Consider the following 18,662-nt stretch of genomic DNA (forward strand, 5'->3'; position numbering starts at 1 on the left):
TTGCCAAATCTTGCTGCGCCAATCTTGCGGCGACGGTTACTTGATGCGGGCCGCACCGCCCGAAATTTCGACCGTTTCCGAGCCGGTCAGGGCTTCGAGGTCGCCATTGGGCAGGGTGACGAAGCAGCCGTTCGAGCAGAATTCCACCGTCTCGCCGGCGGCAAGCGTCAGCTCGCTCTTGGCGCCGCCTTCGGTCACGACCAGGGTCCGCGTCTGAGCGTCCCTGTTGATCGCGCTGGCGGCGAAAGCCGAACCGCCCAGAGCCAGCAAAGCGATGGCGGCAACGACAGACTTCCACATTGCATTTCCGGTGTTCACACACCGCCTCTGTTCAAATTTGCAAGGCATTCTCGCCCTTTGCATCGAAGCTTATATGAGATGTTACCTGAACCGCAACTGAATGCCGCATTCATGCCACAATCGGTTTCGGCGTCGGATGAGCGCAGCTTGCGTGGTCTGCAGGCCGGCCCCACCCGAATATTGGTGCACCTTAACTAGGATCGGGCTTGCGGCCCTTGCGCTTCATCTTGGCCAGCCGCTCCCGCTCTGCCGCAGCTTCCGCCTCCAGCCTCTGCCGCTCGGCGAATTCGGCCTCGATCTTGTCGTCGTCGATCGGCCAGGCCTCGTGCTTCTTCGTTTCGACCACGGCGCGCGGCGTCGAGGGTATCTCGATCCGCTCCTCCTCGAAGATATCGAAGATGGCGAAGCGGATGTCGTTCTGCACGACGCTGCCGTTCATGATGTCGGCGACGAACACGCGGATTTCGAATTCGAGCGCGGCCGCCCCGAAATTGGCGAAGAGAACGAACGGCTCGGGATTCTTCAGCACCATCGGATGGGCGCGCGCAATGTCCATCAGGATGGCATGGACGCGCTTGACGTCGCTGCCATAGGCGACGCCGACCTTGATGTCGATGCGCCCGAGCTTGTTGCGATGCGTCCAGTTGCCGACCGCATTGTTGATCAGGTTCGAGTTGGGCAGGATCACCGCCTGGCGCTGGAAGGTCTCGATCTCGGTGGCGCGCACGCTGATCTTGCGTACCGTGCCGCTGACGTCGCCCGCGACGATCCAGTCGCCGACCTTGAACGGACGCTCGGCAAGCAGGATCAGGCCCGAAACGAAATTCGACACGACGTTCTGCAGGCCGAAGCCGATACCCAGCGAAAGCGCGCCGGCAACCAGCGCGAGATTGGAAAGATCGATGCCTGCGGCCGAGATGCCGACCAGGCCGGCAATCGCCACGCCGGCATAGCCGACACCGAGCCGGATCGAATTGCGCACGCCGGCATCGACCTTGCCGCGCGCCATCACCGAGCCATCCAGCCAGCCCTGGAACCAGCGCGTCAGGAAATAGCCGATGACGAAGACCACGATACCGCTGAGGATGCCGAGGAAGGAGATGGTCACCGAGCCGATCGAGACCCCTGTCGCCAGCTTGTAGGCCCAGGCCTCGATATCGCCGGGCTGGAAGCCCCACATCAAAAGGATCAGCGGCAGGAACACCAGCACGATCATCAGGTTGATGGCGATGCTGACCACCAGGCCGAGCTGGTCGAGGGCGGTATCCTCGTAGCTGGAATTTTCCGAAAGCCATCGCCCGACCGAAGTGTCGGCGAAACCACCCTCCTCCCCGATCGCACGTGCCGACAGGAAGCCGATATAGGCCGTCACCAGAACGGTGCCGGTCACCACGACCTGGAACGAGACGAAAAGTGCCAGGCCGATATAGCCGAGCAGTGCCGCCGCGATGGTGAATAGGCCGAGCCCGATGGCGATGAAACGAAGCCAGGCCGGCCAGGGGCGCCATGACCCGTCGGCGGCCCTGAAAGGCCGCAGCAACCCCATCAGGATGAGGATGACGCCGACGATGATGGTGGCGACAAAGCCCCTGGCGATCGTCAGCGAAAGCGGCGAACCCATCTTCTCGTTGACGACCGACAGGAAGTAATTGAACCCGAGTACCAGCGCCATGGCCGTCGTCAGCCCGACGAGCCAGCGCGCCGGACCGGTCGCGACCGGGATCAGCCGCCAGTTGGGCAGGCGCGGTTCGAGCGCCGCGTTGGTCAGCCGGTTGACGCAGAACACCATGCCGATCACCGTCAGCAAGGCATTGAGGAACGTGCCGATATCGCCCCGCAGCACATTGTAATAATTGAAGAAGAACACCGCCGAGGCGAAGAAGACACCGAGCGCCAGGGTCGGCAGCAGCGTCGACCAGAAGGCCACCGACAGGCGGCTGAGATAGGACGGATCCTCGACGGTCGGGTCGGCCTCGAATATGCGGCCGAACAGGCGCCTGCCGCCGATCAACAGCACCGCCGCCAGCGCCAGCGCCATCAGCGTCGCCGCGAGGATCGCCTGGAACTTGAACCTGACGGCGAAGCTCAGCCACGACGACACCGACTTGTAGAGGCCCGAGAACTGGTCGTGCGCGTCGGAAAAGGCTTGCGGGCTCAGCGCCTCGGTCAGGTCATAGTGCTTGGTGATGACGCTGCGGAAAAGCTCGCTGCGCATGACGGCGATCTTGTCGACCAGCCCGTTGACGCGGATCGACAGGTTTTGCGCGCTGGCGACGACCGCGTTGATCTGAGCCTTTTCCGAGGAGAGCGCGCTGCGCTCGTTGTTGACGATCGCCGGCTCGGCAGGTTGCCCCTGCGCCGGTGGCAAGCCGAGCACCTCGACGCGGTTGTTGATGTCGGTGAGGCGCTGCCGGAATGCCAGCGCGCTGTTCAGCGCCGCCCGCGAAATATCCTCGAGCTGCAACCGGATGTCGACCAGCCCCGCATCGTCCTCATCGGGGTCGCCTAATTTCTTCTCCAGGCCGTCGGTCTTGGCCGTCAGGTCCTGGATGGCCTTGGTCTGGTCGGCGATGAGCTGCGATGAGCCATGGCCGATCGCCTGCGCCGACGCCTCCAGCGCCGGCTGCCCGAAGACAGCGACGATGACGACCAGGATCAGGCGCAGCAGGCGGAAGAACATGAGTTTGTTGGCGACTCGCAGCCGAAAAATCCTCGAAATTTCCGCCCTTGATAAAGACCGCCATATCGGGCGGCAAGCCGTCCAGCCGCATCGGCGGGAGTCGGCCTGTCGAAAAGCGATGGCGCAATCTTGGCTTTGCGCTTCCCGCCTGCTCTATAGTCTGCCGCTCGCATCATAAGGACGATAGGAAGAATGGCGGAATATTCAGCCTTCTCGCTGCTCAAGAACGCGCTGACCGGCAACAAGGATTGGAAGCCCGCCTGGCGCAAGCCGGACCCCAAGGCTTCCTATGACGTGATCGTCATCGGCGGCGGCGGCCACGGCCTCTCGACTGCCTATTATCTCGCCAAGGAACACGGCATCACCAACGTCGCGGTGCTGGAAAAGGGCTGGCTCGGCTCCGGCAATGTCGGCCGCAACACCACGGCGGTGCGCTCCAACTATCTCCTGCCGCAAAACACCCGCTTCTACGAACATTCGATGAAGCTGTGGGAGAATCTCTCGCACGACCTCAACTACAACGTCATGTTCTCGCAGCGCGGCTGCCTCAACCTCGCGCATACGCCCGCCCAGCTCGACGATTATGCCAGGCGCGGCAACGCCATGCGGCATCTCGGCGTCGACGCTGAACTGATGAGCGTCGACCGGATCAAGCGGCTTGTGCCGGCGCTGGACGTCTCGGGTTCGGCGCGCTTCCCGGTTCTTGGCGGGCTGATGCAGCCGCGCGCCGGCACCGCCCGGCACGACGCGGTCGCGTGGGGCTATGCGCGCGGCGCCGACCGGCGTGGCGTCGACATCATCGAAAATTGCGAGGTTACCGGCTTCCTGCGCGACGGCGGCCGCATCACCGGCGTTTCGACGACGCGCGGCGAAATCCGCGCCAAGAAGGTCGCGCTTGCGGTTGCCGGCAGCACCGGCCAGGTCATGCAGCTTGCCGGCATTTCGCACATGCCGATCGAAAGCCACGTGCTGCAGGCCTTCGTCTCGGAATCGCTGAAGCCCATCGTCGACACCGTTCTCACCTTCGGCATGGGCCATTTCTACATTTCGCAATCCGACAAGGGCGGCCTCGTCTATGGCGGCGACCTCGACGGCTACAACAGCTACGCCCAGCGCGGCAGCCTGCCGATTGTCGACGAGGTGATGAGCGAGATGCTGGCGCTGTTCCCCGGCCTGGCCCGCGTGCGCATGCTGCGCTCCTGGGGCGGGCTGTGCGACATGACGATGGACGGTTCGCCGATCATCACCACCGGTCCGCTGCCGGGCATGTATCTCAATTGCGGCTGGTGCTACGGCGGCTTCAAGGCGACGCCCGCGTCGGGCTGGTGCTTTGCCTACACGATTGCCAAGGACGAGCCGCACGAGTTCAACGCGTCCTTCACGCTCGACCGCTTCTATCGTGGCCTGATCATCGACGACAAAGGCCAGGGCGCGAACCCGCGGCTGCATTAGGGTTTTGAAAGAGAATGCTTATCACCTGTCCCTATTGCGGGCCGCGCGACGTCATCGAATTCACCTACCAGGGCGACGGTAACCGCGAGCGGCCGCAGCCGGCCTCGCAGAACCTCGACGCCTGGAACGCCTATGTCTACGACCGGCTGAACCCGGCCGGCGATCACAACGAGATCTGGCAGCATTCCGGCGGCTGCCGCGCGCATCTGAGGGTCGTGCGCAACACCATCACGCATGAGATCCTGAGCACCGCCTTCGCTCGTGGCGGCCACAAGGCGGGGGGCCGCTCGTGAGCCCTCGCCGCACGGAGACCGGCGGCCGGATCGACCGGCTGCGCACCATCCGCTTCACCTTCGACGGCGCGCCTTACACCGGCCATGCCGGCGACACGCTGGCCTCGGCGCTGCTCGCCAACGGCGTGACGCTGTTCGGCCGCTCCTTCAAATATCACCGCCCGCGCGGTCTGCTTGCCGCCGGCGTCGAGGAGCCGAACGCGCTGGTGACGGTGCTGCGCGGCGAAGTGCGCGAGCCGAACATCCCGGCCACCATGGTCGAGATCTACGACGGTCTCGTCGCCGTCAGCCAGAACCGCACGCCTTCGCTTGCCTGGGATGTAAGCGCGATCAACCAGCTCGGCGGCAAGATCTTGTCGGCCGGCTTCTACTACAAGACCTTCATGGGGCCAGTGATCGGCCCGCTGAAGGGCACGCGCTTCTGGATGTTCTGCGAGCATTTCATCCGTCGCGCCGCCGGCCTCGGCAAGGCTGGCACCGCGCCCGATCCGGCGCGCTACGAGCGCATGAACGCTTTTTGCGACGTGCTGGTCGTCGGCTCCGGTCCGGCCGGCCTGATGGCGGCAAAGGCCGCCGCCGACCAGGGCGCCCGCGTCATCCTCGCCGATCTCGAGGCCAACTTCGGCGGCTCCGCCAACTGGTCGGGCGAAACCATCGACGACATGCCTGCCGCCGACTGGGCCCAGCGCACCGTTGGCCAGCTCGAAGGCAACGACAATGTCCGCCTTTTGCCGCGCACGACGGTGTGGGGTTATTACGACGGCAACACGCTGGCCGCGCTCGAACGCGTCACCGATCACAAGGAAGTGGCCGCCAAGGGTGAGCCGCGCCAGCGCTACTGGGCGATCCGCGCGGGCATGGTGGTGCTCGCCACCGGTTCCTTCGAGCGGCCGCTGGTGTTTCCGGGCAACGACCGTCCCGGCGTCATGCTGGCGCATGCGGCGGAACGTTACGTCAATGAATATGGCGTGCTGCCGGGACAGCGCATCGCGCTCTTCACCAACAACGACAGCGCCTACCGCTCGGCCGTTGCGTTAAAGAAGGCCGGCGCGACCATTGTTGCCATCGTCGATGTCCGCGCCGACGTCTCGAACGACATGCGCCGGCTCGCCGGCGAGGCCGAGGCCGAGCTGCTGGACGGCCACGCCGTGGTTGCGACCGAGGGCGGCAAGGCCCTCACCGGCCTCAAGGTGCAGCGCTTCGACGCCACGAGCGGTGCGCTGAGCGGCGACGAACGCAGCATCCATGCCGACAGCCTTCTGATGTCCGGCGGCTGGTCGCCGACCATCCATCTTGCCAGCCAGGCCGGAGCGAAGGCCGAATGGAACCCGGCCCGGCAGGCCTTCCTGCCGCCGAAGCCGACGCAGCGCTGGCCAAATCAGCAATGGATTGGCGCCGGCGCCTTCACCGGCAGTTTTTCGACTGCTGAAGCCATCGCCGAAGGCCGCGCGGCCGGCCTTCAGGCGGCTGGCGGTGCAGCGTCATCCGCTCCCCTGCCCGTCGTCGAGGCGGCCCCCGGCGATCCCGACCCGGCGCCGGTCTTCGAGATCAAGGCCAAGGGCAAGAGCTTTGTCGACTTCCAGCACGACGTGACCGCCGAGGACGTGCGGCTGGCGCATCGCGAAGGCTTCGTCTCGGTCGAGCATCTGAAGCGCTACACCACGCTCGGCATGGCGACCGACCAGGGCAAGAACTCCAATGTGCCTGGCCTTGCCATCATGGCCGAGGCGCTCGGCAAGCCGATCCCCGAAGTCGGCACGACGCGCTTCCGCCCGCCTTACACGGCGGTGTCGATCGGCTCCTTGGCCGCCGAGCGCTTCGGCGACCTCAAGCCCGAACGACTGACGCCGATGCATGACTGGCACCTTGCCAATGGCGCGAGGATGTATTCGGCCGGCCTCTGGTACCGCCCGATGATCTACGGCCTTGCCGGCGAGACGGTCGAGCAGGCCTATGTCCGCGAAGCGAAAGCGACACGCGAAAGCGCCGGCATCGTCGACGTCTCGACACTGGGCAAGATCGTCGTGCAAGGGCCCGACGCGGCCGAGTTCCTCGACCGCGTCTACACCAACATGTTTTCCACACTCGCGGTCGGCAAGGCCCGCTACGGCCTGATGCTGCGCGAGGATGGGCTTGCCTTCGACGACGGCACCACCTGGCGGCTTGGCGAGCAGGAATTCCTGATGACCACCACCACCGCCAATGCCGGCAAGGTGATGCAGCATCTGGAATATTTCCTCGACGTCATCTGGCCGGAGCTGAAGGTCACCGTCACCTCCGTCACCGACGAATGGGCGGGCGCGGCGATCGGCGGACCGAACGCGCGCGCCATCCTTGCCTCCTGCGTCACCGGCACCGCCGTCGACAACGCCAGCCTGCCCTTCATGGGCATCGTCCATGGCCGGATCGCCGGCGTTCCGGTGATGATCTGCCGGCTGTCCTTCTCCGGCGAAATGGCGTTCGAGGTCTATTCCGGCGCCGGCTACGGCACCCGCGTCTGGGAAGCCTTGATCGAGGCCGGCAAGCCTTTCGGCCTGGTCACCTACGGGCTCGAGGCGCTGGGCACGATGCGCATCGAGAAGGGCCATGTCACCGGCGCCGAGATCGACGGCCGCACCACCGCGCGCGATCTGCATCTCGACTGGATGCTGTCGAAGAAGAAGCCCTTCATCGGCTCGGCCATGATGGACCGTGAAGGCCTGATCGCGCCCGACCGGCTCGAACTGGTCGGGCTGATCGCCCTCGACAACCGGCCGCTCAACGGCGGCGGACACATCGTCGAGGAACTGGACGAGGCCAATCCGCACGACTCGCTCGGCCACATCACCGCCTGCTGCTATTCGCCGGCGCTGGGCAAATATGTCGCGCTGGCCCTGGTCAAGGGCGGCAAGGCGCGTCACGGGACCCGCGCGTTCGTCTCGGATCCGCTGCGCAACCGGTTCGGGCCGATCGAGATCGTCTCCAACCACTTCTACGATCCGGACGGGAGCCGCATGCATGGCTGAGCACCAGTTGCCAGAACGCCAATCGCCGCTCGAGCCCGACTATCATCCGGGGTCGCACGGCAATTTCGAACATGGCGTCGATGTCATCCTGTCCGAGACGCGGCCGGGCTCGATCCTGCAGCTCGCCGCATGGCCGGGCGAAGAGAAGCGGCTGATCGAAATTGTCCGCAAGGTCACCGGGCTCGCGCTGCCCGACGGCGCCGGCGGCGGCGCGAGCAACGGCGCCCGCGCCGTTTTCGGCTTCGCGCCGGGGAAATTCACCGTGGTGGACGAGGCCGAAGGCCTGGCTCAGGCCTTTGCCGGATCGATCACGCCGGCCATCGGCACACTGACGGACCTTTCGCACGGCCGCACCGCGATCCGCATCGCCGGCCCGAAGGCCGAATGGGTAATGGCGAAATTCTTCGCCATCGACTTCGCCTTGCCGGCCTTCCCGCTCGGCGCTGGACGTTCGACCAACCATCACGACGTCTTTGCGCAGATCCAGCGCACAGGCGCCGACCAGTTCGACATCTACGTCTTCCGCTCTTTCGCGCGCTCGTTCTGGAAGGCTTTGTGCCACGCCTCGGAGGAGGTCGGTTACGAAGTGCAATAGCCCGGCGCGGCAAGATCAGGAATGGTCCAGCCGGCATCTGGCACTACGGACGATTACAACTGCTGCTTGAGCGTTGGGCCAGCAGGGACGATAGATAGGAATCATCGGCGTTTGCCAGGGCAAACGTCCGCTCAGGCAACCAGTTCGACCATACTCTTCCATGACTGTTGAGACTTCGGCGACGGCCACGACCCGCTTTGCTCCGGCGGGGGGTCCGTCGATGCTGTTGCCGGCGACCGTCGCCTGCGGCGTGTTCATGACCAGCCTCGACCAGAATGTCGTGGTTACCGCGCTGCCCGGCATCGGCGAGAGCCTCGATCGCCCGCCAAGCCAGCTTGGCCTGCTGATCACGGTCTACGTCGCGAGCCTCATCGTCACCATGCCGCTCGGCGGCTGGTTGGCCGACCGCTTCGGCCTGCGCAACGTCTATTGCTTCGCGCTGCTCGTCTTTGCTGGCGCCTCGGCCCTGTGCGGCCTTTCGGAAAACATCTGGATGCTGGTCGGCTCGCGCGCCTTGCAAGGCTGCGGCGGCGCGCTGATGGGCACGCTTGGCCAGGTCGTGATCCTGTCGAGCTTCCCGCGCGACCGCACGCTGAAGATCAACATGTATATCTCGCTGGCCGGCCAATCCGGGCCGCTTGTCGGCCCGCTCGTCGGCGGCGCGCTCACCACTTACGTCTCCTGGCGCTGGATCTTCTACATCAACATCCCGATCGCGCTGACCGCCGCGATGCTGGCCGCCTCCATGTTTCCCACGACGACCAAGCCGGTCCGCACGCCGTTCGATTTTCCGGGCTTCCTGCTCGTCGGCAGCGGCATGGGGCTGCTGGTCTTCGGCATGGATTCGCTTGCCGCCAAGGATGCCGCAAGCAGTCTCATCGGCATCGAGCTTGGCCTGGCGATCGTCATCCTGGCGGTTGCCGCCTTCTATTGCCTGCGCGCCCGCAACCCGCTGCTCGATCTCAACCTGCTGCGCATCCGCACCTTCCGCATCTCCTTCCTCACCGGCGGCGCCCTCGACACGATCGGCCTGAGCTCGGTGGTTTTCCTGCTGCCGCTGATGTTCCAGCTCGGCTTCGGCATGAGCGCCGTGCAGGCCGGATCGCTGACCTTCGTCGCCGCGATCGGGTCGTTGATGATGCGCTTCTTCATGCCGCGCCTGTTGAACCGCTTCGGTTTCAGGCGCGTGCTGGTCACCAACACGCCGATCGTCGCTTTGCTGGTCGCGGGCTTTGCCCTGATGCAAGAGAGCCTGCCGGCCTGGATCGTCCTGGCCTACATCTTCGCCTTCGGCGTCTTCCGTTCGGTGCAATGGGCCTCGACCGGCAACCTTTCCTATTCGGATATCGCGCCGGAGCAGCTCGCGCGCTTCAGCGCGCTCTATTACATCTTGTGGCAGCTTGCGGTGGCGATCAGCGTCGGCCTCGCCGCTGCACTGCTGTCGCTGCTTGCCGGCGGCGGCAAGGCCAGCGTCAACGACTATCGCATCCTGTTCGTCATCGAAGGGCTGATCACGCTTTGCGCGCTGTCGGCTTATCTCAGGCTGACGCCGCAGGATGGCGCCCATGTCAGCGGGCACGGCGCGCATATGAGCACCGATTAGCCGACCGAGAAACTCGGTGCCATTATTCCGCGAAGCTTACCCAGTCCTCGAGCGGCGCGCGGTCGGTGCGGAACTCGTTTTCGGGCTTCGACGTGTCCTCATAGCCGAGCGCCATGCCGCAGACGACGATCTCCTCGTCGGGAATACCGAGCACCGGCCTGATCTGGCGGTGATAGGGCGCGAAGGCCGCCTGCGGGCAGGTATGCAGCCCCCTGCCCCGCGCCGCCACCATGATGTTCTGCAGGAACATGCCGTAGTCGATCCACGACCCCTGGTTCAATCTCCGGTCGATCGTGAAGATCATGCCGACCGGCGCGTCGAAGAAGATGAAGTTGCGGTCGTGCTGGGCGCGCATCCTGTCGACCTCGCGGCGGCCGATGCCTAGCACGCCATAGAGCCCGAAGCCGTTGGCACGGCGGCGCGTGAGGTATGGTTCGAAGAACTGGTCGGGATAGTAGCGGTACTCGTCCCACTCCGCTTTTTCGGCGCGGATGCCGGAATTGAGGATGGCGTCGCTGATGCGTTGCTTGACCTCGCCCTTGGTCACATAGACGCGCCAGGGCTGCATGTTGGTGCCGGACGGCGCGCGCGCGGCGACGGCCAGGATCGCGCGGATCGTGTCGTCATCGACCATATCGGGCAGGAAGGCGCGCACCGACCGGCGCGACATGATCGCCTCATCGACGATCTCCGCATCCGACGCGATCCGGATGTTCTTCTCAAGCATGGGTCGTCCCTTTCGGCATGGCCAGAAACCCGCAACCCGGTTTCCTTAACGACCATCCGCAGACTATAAGCTAAAACTGGTCCCTGACCGGACGCCCCACTCGCCGCTCGTGCGCGAGCCTTTGCATCAACCGCCGAAAACGCGCAAGCAAATCTTGTGGCCTATGAAAATCTCCTTGATTTTTTCATGGTTTTACCCTCTCATGAAATTTATCCAGATTTTTTCACGAGCAACCTTTGACCCCGACCGCGACCAAATCGGAGCAGGACAATGGTGACCGGCTGCTGGCCGGCGACATCCGTGCGCTCCGCAAGGCGCGCGGCCTCACGCTCGCTGAAATTGCGCTCAAGTTAGGCCGTTCGGTCGGCTGGGTCAGCCAGGTCGAGCGCGGCCTCTCGGTTCCTTCGCTCGGTGACTTGAGGGCATTCGCCAGCCTCTTCGATGTTCCGATCAGCTTGTTCTTCAGCCATGATGTCCCTATCGAGCAGGAGCGCGGCGTGGTCGTGCGCGCCGGCAGCCGCCGTTCGCTTGGCACAAGTGAATCCGGCCTGGTGGAGGAGCTTCTGTCGCCCGATCTCGGCGGTAGCTTCGAGATGCTGCGCTCGGTCTTCGCGCCGGGCGCGGAGCTGAAGACCAAAGCGCGCCGCCCGACGGAAGAAGCAGGCTATGTCGCGTCGGGCACGTTCGAGATCGAGATCGACGGCGTCTGGCATCGTCTCGGCGAAGGCGATTCGTTCCGCTTCGAGGGCAAGCCGTTCCGCTGGCGCAATCCTGGGGTCGAGGCAGCGGTCGTCATTTGGGTGGTTTCACCGCCTGTCTATTGAACACTGCATGCCGCCCAAAAGTGCCCAGCGGTTTTGGGACAACGGCAAGCATCAACAGGAAGCAAAGCGCGACGTGTCGCGCTTTGAGTTGGAGGAAGAACATGGCGGGTTTGCCGACCACGGCACGCGTGGTGATCATCGGAGGCGGTGTCGTCGGCTGCTCATCGCTCTACCACCTTTGCAAGGCCGGCTGGGCCGATTGCGTGCTTCTGGAAAAGAACGAGCTGACTTCCGGCTCGACCTGGCATGCCGCCGGCAACGTGCCGACCTTTTCCTCGTCGTGGTCGCTGATGAACATGCAGCGCTATTCGACCGAGCTTTACCGGGGTCTGGCCGAAGCGGTCGACTATCCGATGAACTACCATGTCACCGGCTCGCTCCGGCTTGCCCATAGCAATGAGCGCATGCAGGAATTCCAGCGCGCCAAGGGCATGGGCAGATACCAGGGCATGGACATCGACGTCGTCGGCCTCGACGAGATCAAGCGCCGCTACCACTTTATCGAGACGCATGAGCTGAAGGGTGCGCTCTACGATCCGAGCGACGGCGACATCGACCCGGCGCAGCTGACCCAGGCGCTTGCCAAGGGCGCGCGCGACATGGGCGCGAAAATCATCCGCTTCTGCCCGGTCACCGGCGTGCGCCGCGAGAATGGCGAATGGGTGGTTACCACCCCACAGGGCGAAATCCGTTGCGAGATCGTCATCAACGCGGCCGGCTATCGCGCCGCCGAGGTTGGAAAAATGTTCGGCCGCGAAGTGCCGATGATGGTGATGAGCCACCAGTACATATTGTTCGAGGAAATCCCCGAACTCGCCGCATGGTCGAAGGAACAGGGCAAGAAACTGCCGTTGCTGCGCGACGTCGACACCTCCTACTACCTGCGCCAGGAAAAGACCGGCATGAATCTCGGCCCCTATGAGCGCGATTGCCGCGCGCATTGGGCGACCCACAACGATCCGATGCCGGAGGATTTTTCTTTCCAGCTTTTCCCCGACGATCTCGACCGCCTCGAGCACTACCTCGCCGATGCCGTCGCCCGCGTGCCGATCCTCGGCACCGCCGGCCTCTCCAAGGTGATCAACGGGCCGATCCCCTACGCGCCGGACGGCAACCCGCTGATCGGGCCGATGCCCGGCGTGCCGAATGCCTTCGAGGCCTGCGTCTTCACCTTCGGCATCGCGCAAGGCGGCGGCGCCGGCAAGGTGCTGGCCGAGTGGGTCACCGAGGGCCAGACCGAATGGGACATGTGGTCCTGCGATCCGCGCCGGTTCACGAGCTTTGCCTCGGCCCCCGACTATTGCGTCGCCAAGGGCATGGAAATCTATGGCAACGAATACGCCATCCAGTTCCCGCGTCATGCCTGGCCCGAAGGGCGCAACCGCAAGCTTTCGCCGCTGCATGAGCGCATCAAGGCGCTGGGCGGCCAGTTCGACGCCTATAATGGCTGGGAGCGCGCCACCTGGTATGCCGGGCCGGGCGACGACACGTCCGAGGAAGCGACGCTGACTTTCCGCCGCGAAGGTCCGTGGCACCGCGCGGTGCGCGAAGAATGCCTCGCCGTACGCGACGCCGCCGGCATCCTCGACCTGCCTGGCTTCTCGCGTTTCAACCTCGAAGGTCCGGGCGCGACCGACTGGCTGGCAAGGCAGGTCACAGGCCTGGTGCCGAAGCCCGGCCGCATCGGCCTCGTCTATTTCGCCGATGACAAGGGCCGCATCGTCACCGAAATGTCGGTGGTACGCCACGGCGAGGACAAGATGACGCTGATCACCGCCGCGGTGGCGCAGTGGCACGATTTCGAATGGCTGAAGTCGCGCATGCCCGCCGACGCAGCTTTCACGCTGACCGACCGGACGGAGGAATACTCGACCCAGATCCTCGCCGGTCCGAATTCGCGAAAGATTCTGGGCGAGGTTTGCGAGGCCGACCTGACGCTGCCCTGGCTGACGCATCAGGACACGACCATCGCCGGACGCTGGGCGAAACTGGTACGCGTCTCCTTCGCCGGCGAGCTCGGCTGGGAGATCCACACCAAGGTCGCCGACACGACGGCAGTCTTCGATGCCGTCTGGGCCGCCGGCCAGAGGCACGGGCTGAAACCCTTCGGCATGTATGCGCTGGATTCGCTGCGGCTGGAGAAAGGCTACCGCGCCTGGAAGGGCGATCTCTCGACCGACTATTCGATCCTGCAGGGCGGCCTGGAGCGCTTCGTCAAATGGGACAAGCCCGACTTTTGCGGCAAGGCGGCTTTGCTCAATGAAAAGCAGCAGGGCGTGACGAAGCGTTTCGTCACGCTGGTCGTCGAAAATCCCAGCGATTGCGACGCGCCCTATATGTCGACGCTCTGGCACGGCGGCAGCATCGTCGGCGAGACGACGTCGGGCGGCTGGGGCCACCGCGTCGGCAAGTCGATTGCGCTTGGCATGCTGCGCGCCGATCTCACGCAACCGGGCACGGCCATCGAAATCGAGATTTTTGGCGATCGCTTCAAGGCCGTCGTCCAGAACGACGAGCCGCTGTGGGATCCGAAGAATGAGAGGTTGCGGGCATGACCTCCGTCATCCTCACCGATGGCGGCATGGGCCAGGAACTGGTTCGGCGCAGCAGGTCCGAGCCGACGCCGTTGTGGTCGGCCAGGGTGCTGATCGACGAACCGGACCTGGTGCGCGACCTGCACGCGGAATTCATCCGTGCCGGCGCACGTGTCATCACCATCAACACCTATTCGGCAACGCCGGAACGCCTGGCGCGCGAGGGCGCCGAAGATCTGTTCAAGCCGTTGCAGAAGCGCGGCATCGAACTGGCGAGGCAGGCTCGCGACGAAGCGGGCGACGCAGCCATAGCCGGCTGCCTGTCGCCTCTGTTCGGAAGCTACGCGCCGGCGCTGACCATCTCCTTCGAAGAGACGCTCGATATCTATCGCCGCATCGTCGCCGAGCAGGCCGACAGCGTCGATCTGTTCCTGTGCGAGACGATGGCTTCCGCCGAGGAGGCCCGCGCAGCGGTCATCGCCACCTCGGAAAGCGGCAAGCCCGTATGGGTGTCCTGGACGCTCGCCGACCACGGCACGCCCCGCCTGCGCAGCGGCGAAACCATTGCTGCCGCCGTCAACGCTCTCGACGACCTGCCGGTCGCGGCCCGGCTGCTCAACTGCTGCCGGCCCGAAGCCATCGCCGCCGCCTTGCCCGAACTCGTTGCCCTGGGGGGACAGGTGGGTGCCTATGCCAACGGCTTCACTTCGGTCGAGGCATTGAAGCATGGCGGGACGGTGGACGTGCTGCACGCCCGCCATGATCTCGATCCGCAAGCCTATGCCGACCAGGCCATCGGCTGGGTCGATGCCGGCGCCGGCATTGTCGGCGGCTGCTGCGAGGTCGGCCCCGCCCATATCGCCGCCCTGCGTGACAAGCTCACGCGGGCCGGCCACCAGATTTCGGGAGTTTCCTGATGCCCAGACCGTCCAAGCGCATTACCGGCATCGTGCCCTCCGGCAAGGATGGCTGGGAGGTTCATTTCTCCGCCTGGACCCGCAAGCAGGCCGGCGAGGACATCATCATGCTGTCGGTCGGCGACCACGACTTCGACACGCCTTCGGAAACGATCGAAGCCTGCGTCACCGCCGTCCGCGGCAGCAACCATCACTACACGCCGCTGCCTGGCCTGCCGCGCCTGCGCAAGGCGATGGCCGCCGCCGCGACCGCTTGCGCCGGCATCCTCACGGAACCCGACGAGGTCATCGCCACGCCTGGCGGCCAGGCAGCGCTTTACGCTGCCGTGCAGGGCGTGCTCGACCCTGGCGACCACGCCATCGTCGTCGCGCCCTATTACGCCACCTATCCCAACACCTTCAGCGCCGCGGGCGCCAGCTTCACCGTGGTCGAGACGCCTGCCGAAGATGGCTTCCAGCCCCGCGCGGACATGATCCGCGCGGCGCTCAGGCCCAACACGCGCGCCGTCCTGATCAACACGCCGAACAATCCGACAGGTGCCGTCTATTCGCGCGAGCGGCTCGAACAACTGGCGGAAGTCTGCAAGGAGCACGATCTCTGGCTGCTGTCCGACGAAGTCTATTGGACGCTTGGCGGCGGCGAGCATATCTCGCCGCGTTCGCTGCCCGGCATGGCCGAGCGCACGCTGGTCATCAACTCCATGTCGAAAAGCCACGGCATGACCGGTTGGCGCATGGGCTGGCTGACTGGGCCGAAAGCGATGATCGCGCTGATGACCGACCTCAATCTGGTCACGACCTATGGCCTGCCGGCCTTCATTTCGATCGCCTGCGCCGAGGCGTTGGAGAACCACTATGGCGTGAAGGACATCGCCGAACGCTATGCCGCGCGACGCACCGTCTTCCTCGATGCCATACGCGGCGCCAACGAAGTCACCGTGCGCGGCTCCGAAGGCGGCATGTACATCATGCTCGATGTCTCCGCCGTCGAGCCCGACGACGAGAAATTCGCTTGGGCGCTGCTCGACAAGGAAAAGGTCGGCGTGATGCCCGGATCGAGCTTCGGCGAGGCTGCGGCCGGGCACATCCGCATCAGCCTCTGCCAGCCCGAACCCATCCTCAAGGAAGCAGCGCTTCGCGTGCGCCGCTTCGCCTCCAACTACCGCCGCGAGGCAGCATGACCAAGGCCATCCCCAGTAAGGCCCGCGCCGTCATCATCGGCGGCGGCGTCTCCGGCTGCTCGGTCGCCTATCACCTAGCCAAGCTCGGCTGGACCGACATCGTGCTCTTGGAGCGCAAGCAGCTCACCAGCGGCACCACCTGGCATGCAGCCGGACTGATCGGCCAATTGCGCGGCTCGCAGAACATGACGCGGCTGGCGAAATACTCGGCCGACCTCTACGTCAAGCTCGAAGCCGAGACCGAGGTCAGCACCGGCATGCGCCAGGTCGGCTCGATCACCGTCGCGCTGACCGAAGAGCGCAAGCACGAGATCTATCGGCAGGCATCGCTCGCCCGCGCCTTCGATGTCGACGTGCGCGAGATTTCGCCGAGCGAAGTCAAGGAGATGTACCCGCATCTCAATGTCTCGGACGTGGTCGGCGCGGTGCATTTGCCGCTCGACGGCCAGTGCGATCCGGCCAACATCGCCATGGCGCTGGCCAAGGGCGCACGCCAGCGGCGTGCTGCGATCATCGAGAACGTCAAGGTCACCAAGGTCCACACCAGGAACGGTCGCGTCTCCGGCGTCTCCTGGGCGCAGGGCGAAGAGCAAGGCACGATCGAAACCGACATCGTCGTCAACTGCGCCGGCATGTGGGCGCGCGAGCTTGGCCGGCAGAACGGCGTCACCATCCCGCTGCATGCCTGCGAGCATTTCTATCTCGTCACCGAGCCGATCCCCGGCCTCTCCCGCCTGCCGGTGCTGCGTGTGCCGGACGAGTGCGCCTACTACAAGGAGGACGCCGGCAAGATGATGCTCGGCGCCTTCGAACCGGTGGCGAAGCCCTGGGGCATGGACGGCATCCGCGAGGATTTCTGCTTCGATCAGTTGCCCGAGGACATGGATCATTTCGAGCCGATCCTCGAAATGGGCGTCAACCGCATGCCGATGCTGGGCACCGCCGGCATCCACACCTTCTTCAACGGTCCGGAGAGTTTTACCCCCGACGATCGCTACTATCTCGGCGAGGCGCCGGAACTTGCCGGCTACTGGATGGCGACCGGCTACAATTCGATCGGCATCGTCTCCTCGGGCGGCGCCGGCATGGCGCTGGCGCAATGGATCAACGACGGCGAGGCGCCCTTCGACCTTTGGGAAGTCGACATCCGCCGCGCCCAGCCCTTCCAGAAGAACCGCCGCTATCTCAAGGAGCGCGTGTCGGAAACGCTCGGCCTGCTCTACGCCGACCATTTCCCCTATCGCCAGATGGCGACCTCGCGCGGTGTGCGCCGCTCGCCTTTGCATGAACATTTGAAGGCGCGCGGCGCCGTCTTCGGCGAGGTGGCGGGCTGGGAGCGCGCCAACTGGTTCGCGCGTGACGGCCAGGAGCGCGAATACCGCTATTCCTGGAAGCGGCAGAACTGGTTCGACAACCAGCGCGACGAGCATCAGGCCATGCGCAACGGCGTCGGCCTGTTCGACATGACCTCCTTCGGCAAGATCCGCGTCGAGGGCCGCGATGCCTGTACCTTCCTGCAGCGTCTCTGCGCCAACGATTTGGACGTGGCTCCGGGCAAGATCGTCTACACGCAGATGCTCAATACCAAGGGCGGCATCGAGAGCGACCTCACCGTGACGCGACTTTCCGAAACAGCTTATTTCCTCGTCGTGCCGGGCGCCACCTTGCAGCGCGACCTTGCCTGGCTGCGCAAGCATGTCGCCGACGAATTCGTCGTCATCACCGACGTGACCACCGCCGAAGCCGTCATCTGCCTGATGGGACCGGAAGCGCGAAACCTGATCCGGAAGGTCAGCCCGAACAATTTTTCCAACGAAGCCAATCCGTTCGGCACTTTCCAGGAGATCGAGATCGGCATGGGCCTCGCCCGAGCGCATCGCGTCACCTATGTCGGCGAGCTCGGCTGGGAACTCTACGTCTCGACGGAGCAGGCCGCCCATGTCTTCGAGGCGATCGCTGAAGCCGGCGCCGATGTCGGCCTGAAGCTTTGCGGCTTGCATACGCTCGATTCCTGTCGCATCGAAAAGGCCTTCCGCCATTTCGGCCACGACATCACCGACGAGGACAATGTGCTGGAGGCCGGCCTGGGCTTTGCCGTCAAGACGAGCAAAGCCGGCTTTATCGGCCGCGACGCGGTGCTCAGGAAGAAGGAAGCCGGCCTGTCACGCCGGCTGGTGCAGTTCCGCCTGAAAGACCCCGAGCCCCTGCTCTTCCACAACGAGGCGATCCTGCGCGACGGCAAGATCGTCGGCCCGATCACCTCCGGCAATTACGGTCACCATCTCGGCGGCGCGATCGGCCTGGGTTACGTGCCGTGCGAGGGCGAAAGCGAGGCGGACGTGCTTGCCTCATCCTACGAGATCGAGATCGCCGGCGAGCGCTTCGCGGCGGAAGCCTCGCTGAAGCCGATGTATGATCCTAAGGCGGAACGGGTAAGGATGTAGCGCCACCTTCCCTTCGCCCCGTTTACGGGGAGAAGGTGCCCGAAGGGCGGATGAGGGGCAGCGCCAAGTTCTGCAAGTGAAGCGCCGCCCCTCATCTGCCTGCCGGC

Annotated in this window: 13 protein-coding genes; 10 read left to right on the forward strand and 3 right to left on the reverse strand. The window is 64.8% G+C overall.

What is annotated here, in order from left to right; genetic code table 11:
• Positions 1-36: 36 nt before the first annotated feature.
• On the reverse strand, positions 37-300 hold the full coding sequence (locus tag FJ414_RS22725; RefSeq protein WP_027167119.1) for a hypothetical protein: 264 nt from the start codon (positions 298-300) through the stop codon (positions 37-39).
• Positions 301-490: 190 nt separating this feature from the next.
• Entirely contained in the window at positions 491-2,980 is a 2,490-nt protein-coding gene (locus tag FJ414_RS22730; protein WP_140646631.1) for a mechanosensitive ion channel family protein, read from the reverse strand.
• A gap of 192 nt (positions 2,981-3,172) precedes the next feature.
• Between FJ414_RS22730 and FJ414_RS22735 the strand changes: the two genes are divergently transcribed.
• The 5 genes from FJ414_RS22735 to FJ414_RS22755 all read left to right on the forward strand — a co-directional run bounded on the left by FJ414_RS22735 (position 3,173) and on the right by FJ414_RS22755 (position 9,928).
• Positions 3,173-4,432, forward strand: a complete 1,260-nt coding sequence (locus FJ414_RS22735) for a sarcosine oxidase subunit beta (RefSeq protein WP_140646632.1) — start codon at positions 3,173-3,175, stop codon at positions 4,430-4,432.
• A gap of 14 nt (positions 4,433-4,446) precedes the next feature.
• Positions 4,447-4,725 (forward strand): sarcosine oxidase subunit delta, encoded by a 279-nt coding sequence (locus FJ414_RS22740; protein ID WP_140646633.1) that lies wholly within the window; start codon positions 4,447-4,449, stop codon positions 4,723-4,725.
• Complete coding sequence (locus tag FJ414_RS22745; RefSeq protein WP_140646635.1) at positions 4,722-7,730, forward strand: sarcosine oxidase subunit alpha; 3,009 nt, start codon at positions 4,722-4,724, stop codon at positions 7,728-7,730. The genes FJ414_RS22740 and FJ414_RS22745 overlap by 4 nt, the downstream gene beginning before the upstream one ends.
• Positions 7,731-7,737: 7 nt before the next feature.
• A complete protein-coding gene (locus FJ414_RS22750) occupies positions 7,738-8,325 on the forward strand; it encodes a sarcosine oxidase subunit gamma (protein ID WP_140646683.1) in 588 nt (195 codons plus the stop codon).
• Between the two features lie 160 nt (positions 8,326-8,485).
• Positions 8,486-9,928: an MFS transporter gene (locus tag FJ414_RS22755; protein ID WP_140646637.1), complete on the forward strand. Its 1,443-nt coding sequence runs from the start codon at positions 8,486-8,488 to the stop codon at positions 9,926-9,928.
• A 22-nt stretch (positions 9,929-9,950) separates the two neighbouring features.
• On the opposite strand, the gene FJ414_RS22760 is transcribed toward FJ414_RS22755, so the two are convergent.
• Positions 9,951-10,655 (reverse strand): nitroreductase, encoded by a 705-nt coding sequence (locus tag FJ414_RS22760; protein WP_140646639.1) that lies wholly within the window; start codon positions 10,653-10,655, stop codon positions 9,951-9,953.
• A 236-nt stretch (positions 10,656-10,891) separates the two neighbouring features.
• Here FJ414_RS22760 and FJ414_RS22765 point away from each other — a divergent pair, with 236 nt between their 5' ends.
• The 5 genes from FJ414_RS22765 to FJ414_RS22785 all read left to right on the forward strand — a co-directional run bounded on the left by FJ414_RS22765 (position 10,892) and on the right by FJ414_RS22785 (position 18,555).
• The gene (locus FJ414_RS22765) at positions 10,892-11,479 is read left to right on the forward strand and encodes an XRE family transcriptional regulator (RefSeq protein ID WP_246672481.1); all 588 of its coding nucleotides are present in this window, start codon (positions 10,892-10,894) and stop codon (positions 11,477-11,479) included.
• A gap of 101 nt (positions 11,480-11,580) precedes the next feature.
• Positions 11,581-14,034, forward strand: coding sequence for an FAD-dependent oxidoreductase (locus tag FJ414_RS22770; protein WP_140646640.1), 2,454 nt, complete (start codon positions 11,581-11,583; stop codon positions 14,032-14,034).
• A complete protein-coding gene (locus FJ414_RS22775; RefSeq protein WP_140646641.1) occupies positions 14,031-14,930 on the forward strand; it encodes a homocysteine S-methyltransferase family protein in 900 nt (299 codons plus the stop codon). The genes FJ414_RS22770 and FJ414_RS22775 overlap by 4 nt, the downstream gene beginning before the upstream one ends.
• Positions 14,930-16,111 carry a pyridoxal phosphate-dependent aminotransferase gene (locus FJ414_RS22780; protein WP_140646643.1) on the forward strand — a complete coding sequence of 394 codons (1,182 nt, stop codon included), beginning with the start codon at positions 14,930-14,932 and terminating at the stop codon, positions 16,109-16,111. The genes FJ414_RS22775 and FJ414_RS22780 overlap by 1 nt, the downstream gene beginning before the upstream one ends.
• Entirely contained in the window at positions 16,108-18,555 is a 2,448-nt protein-coding gene (locus FJ414_RS22785; protein WP_140646645.1) for an FAD-dependent oxidoreductase, read from the forward strand. Before FJ414_RS22780 ends, FJ414_RS22785 begins: the two co-directional genes overlap by 4 nt.
• The last annotated feature ends 107 nt before the right edge of the window (positions 18,556-18,662 follow it).

Origin of the sequence: Mesorhizobium sp. B3-1-6, assembly GCF_006439555.1 — a bacterium.
GTDB lineage: Bacteria > Pseudomonadota > Alphaproteobacteria > Rhizobiales > Rhizobiaceae > Mesorhizobium.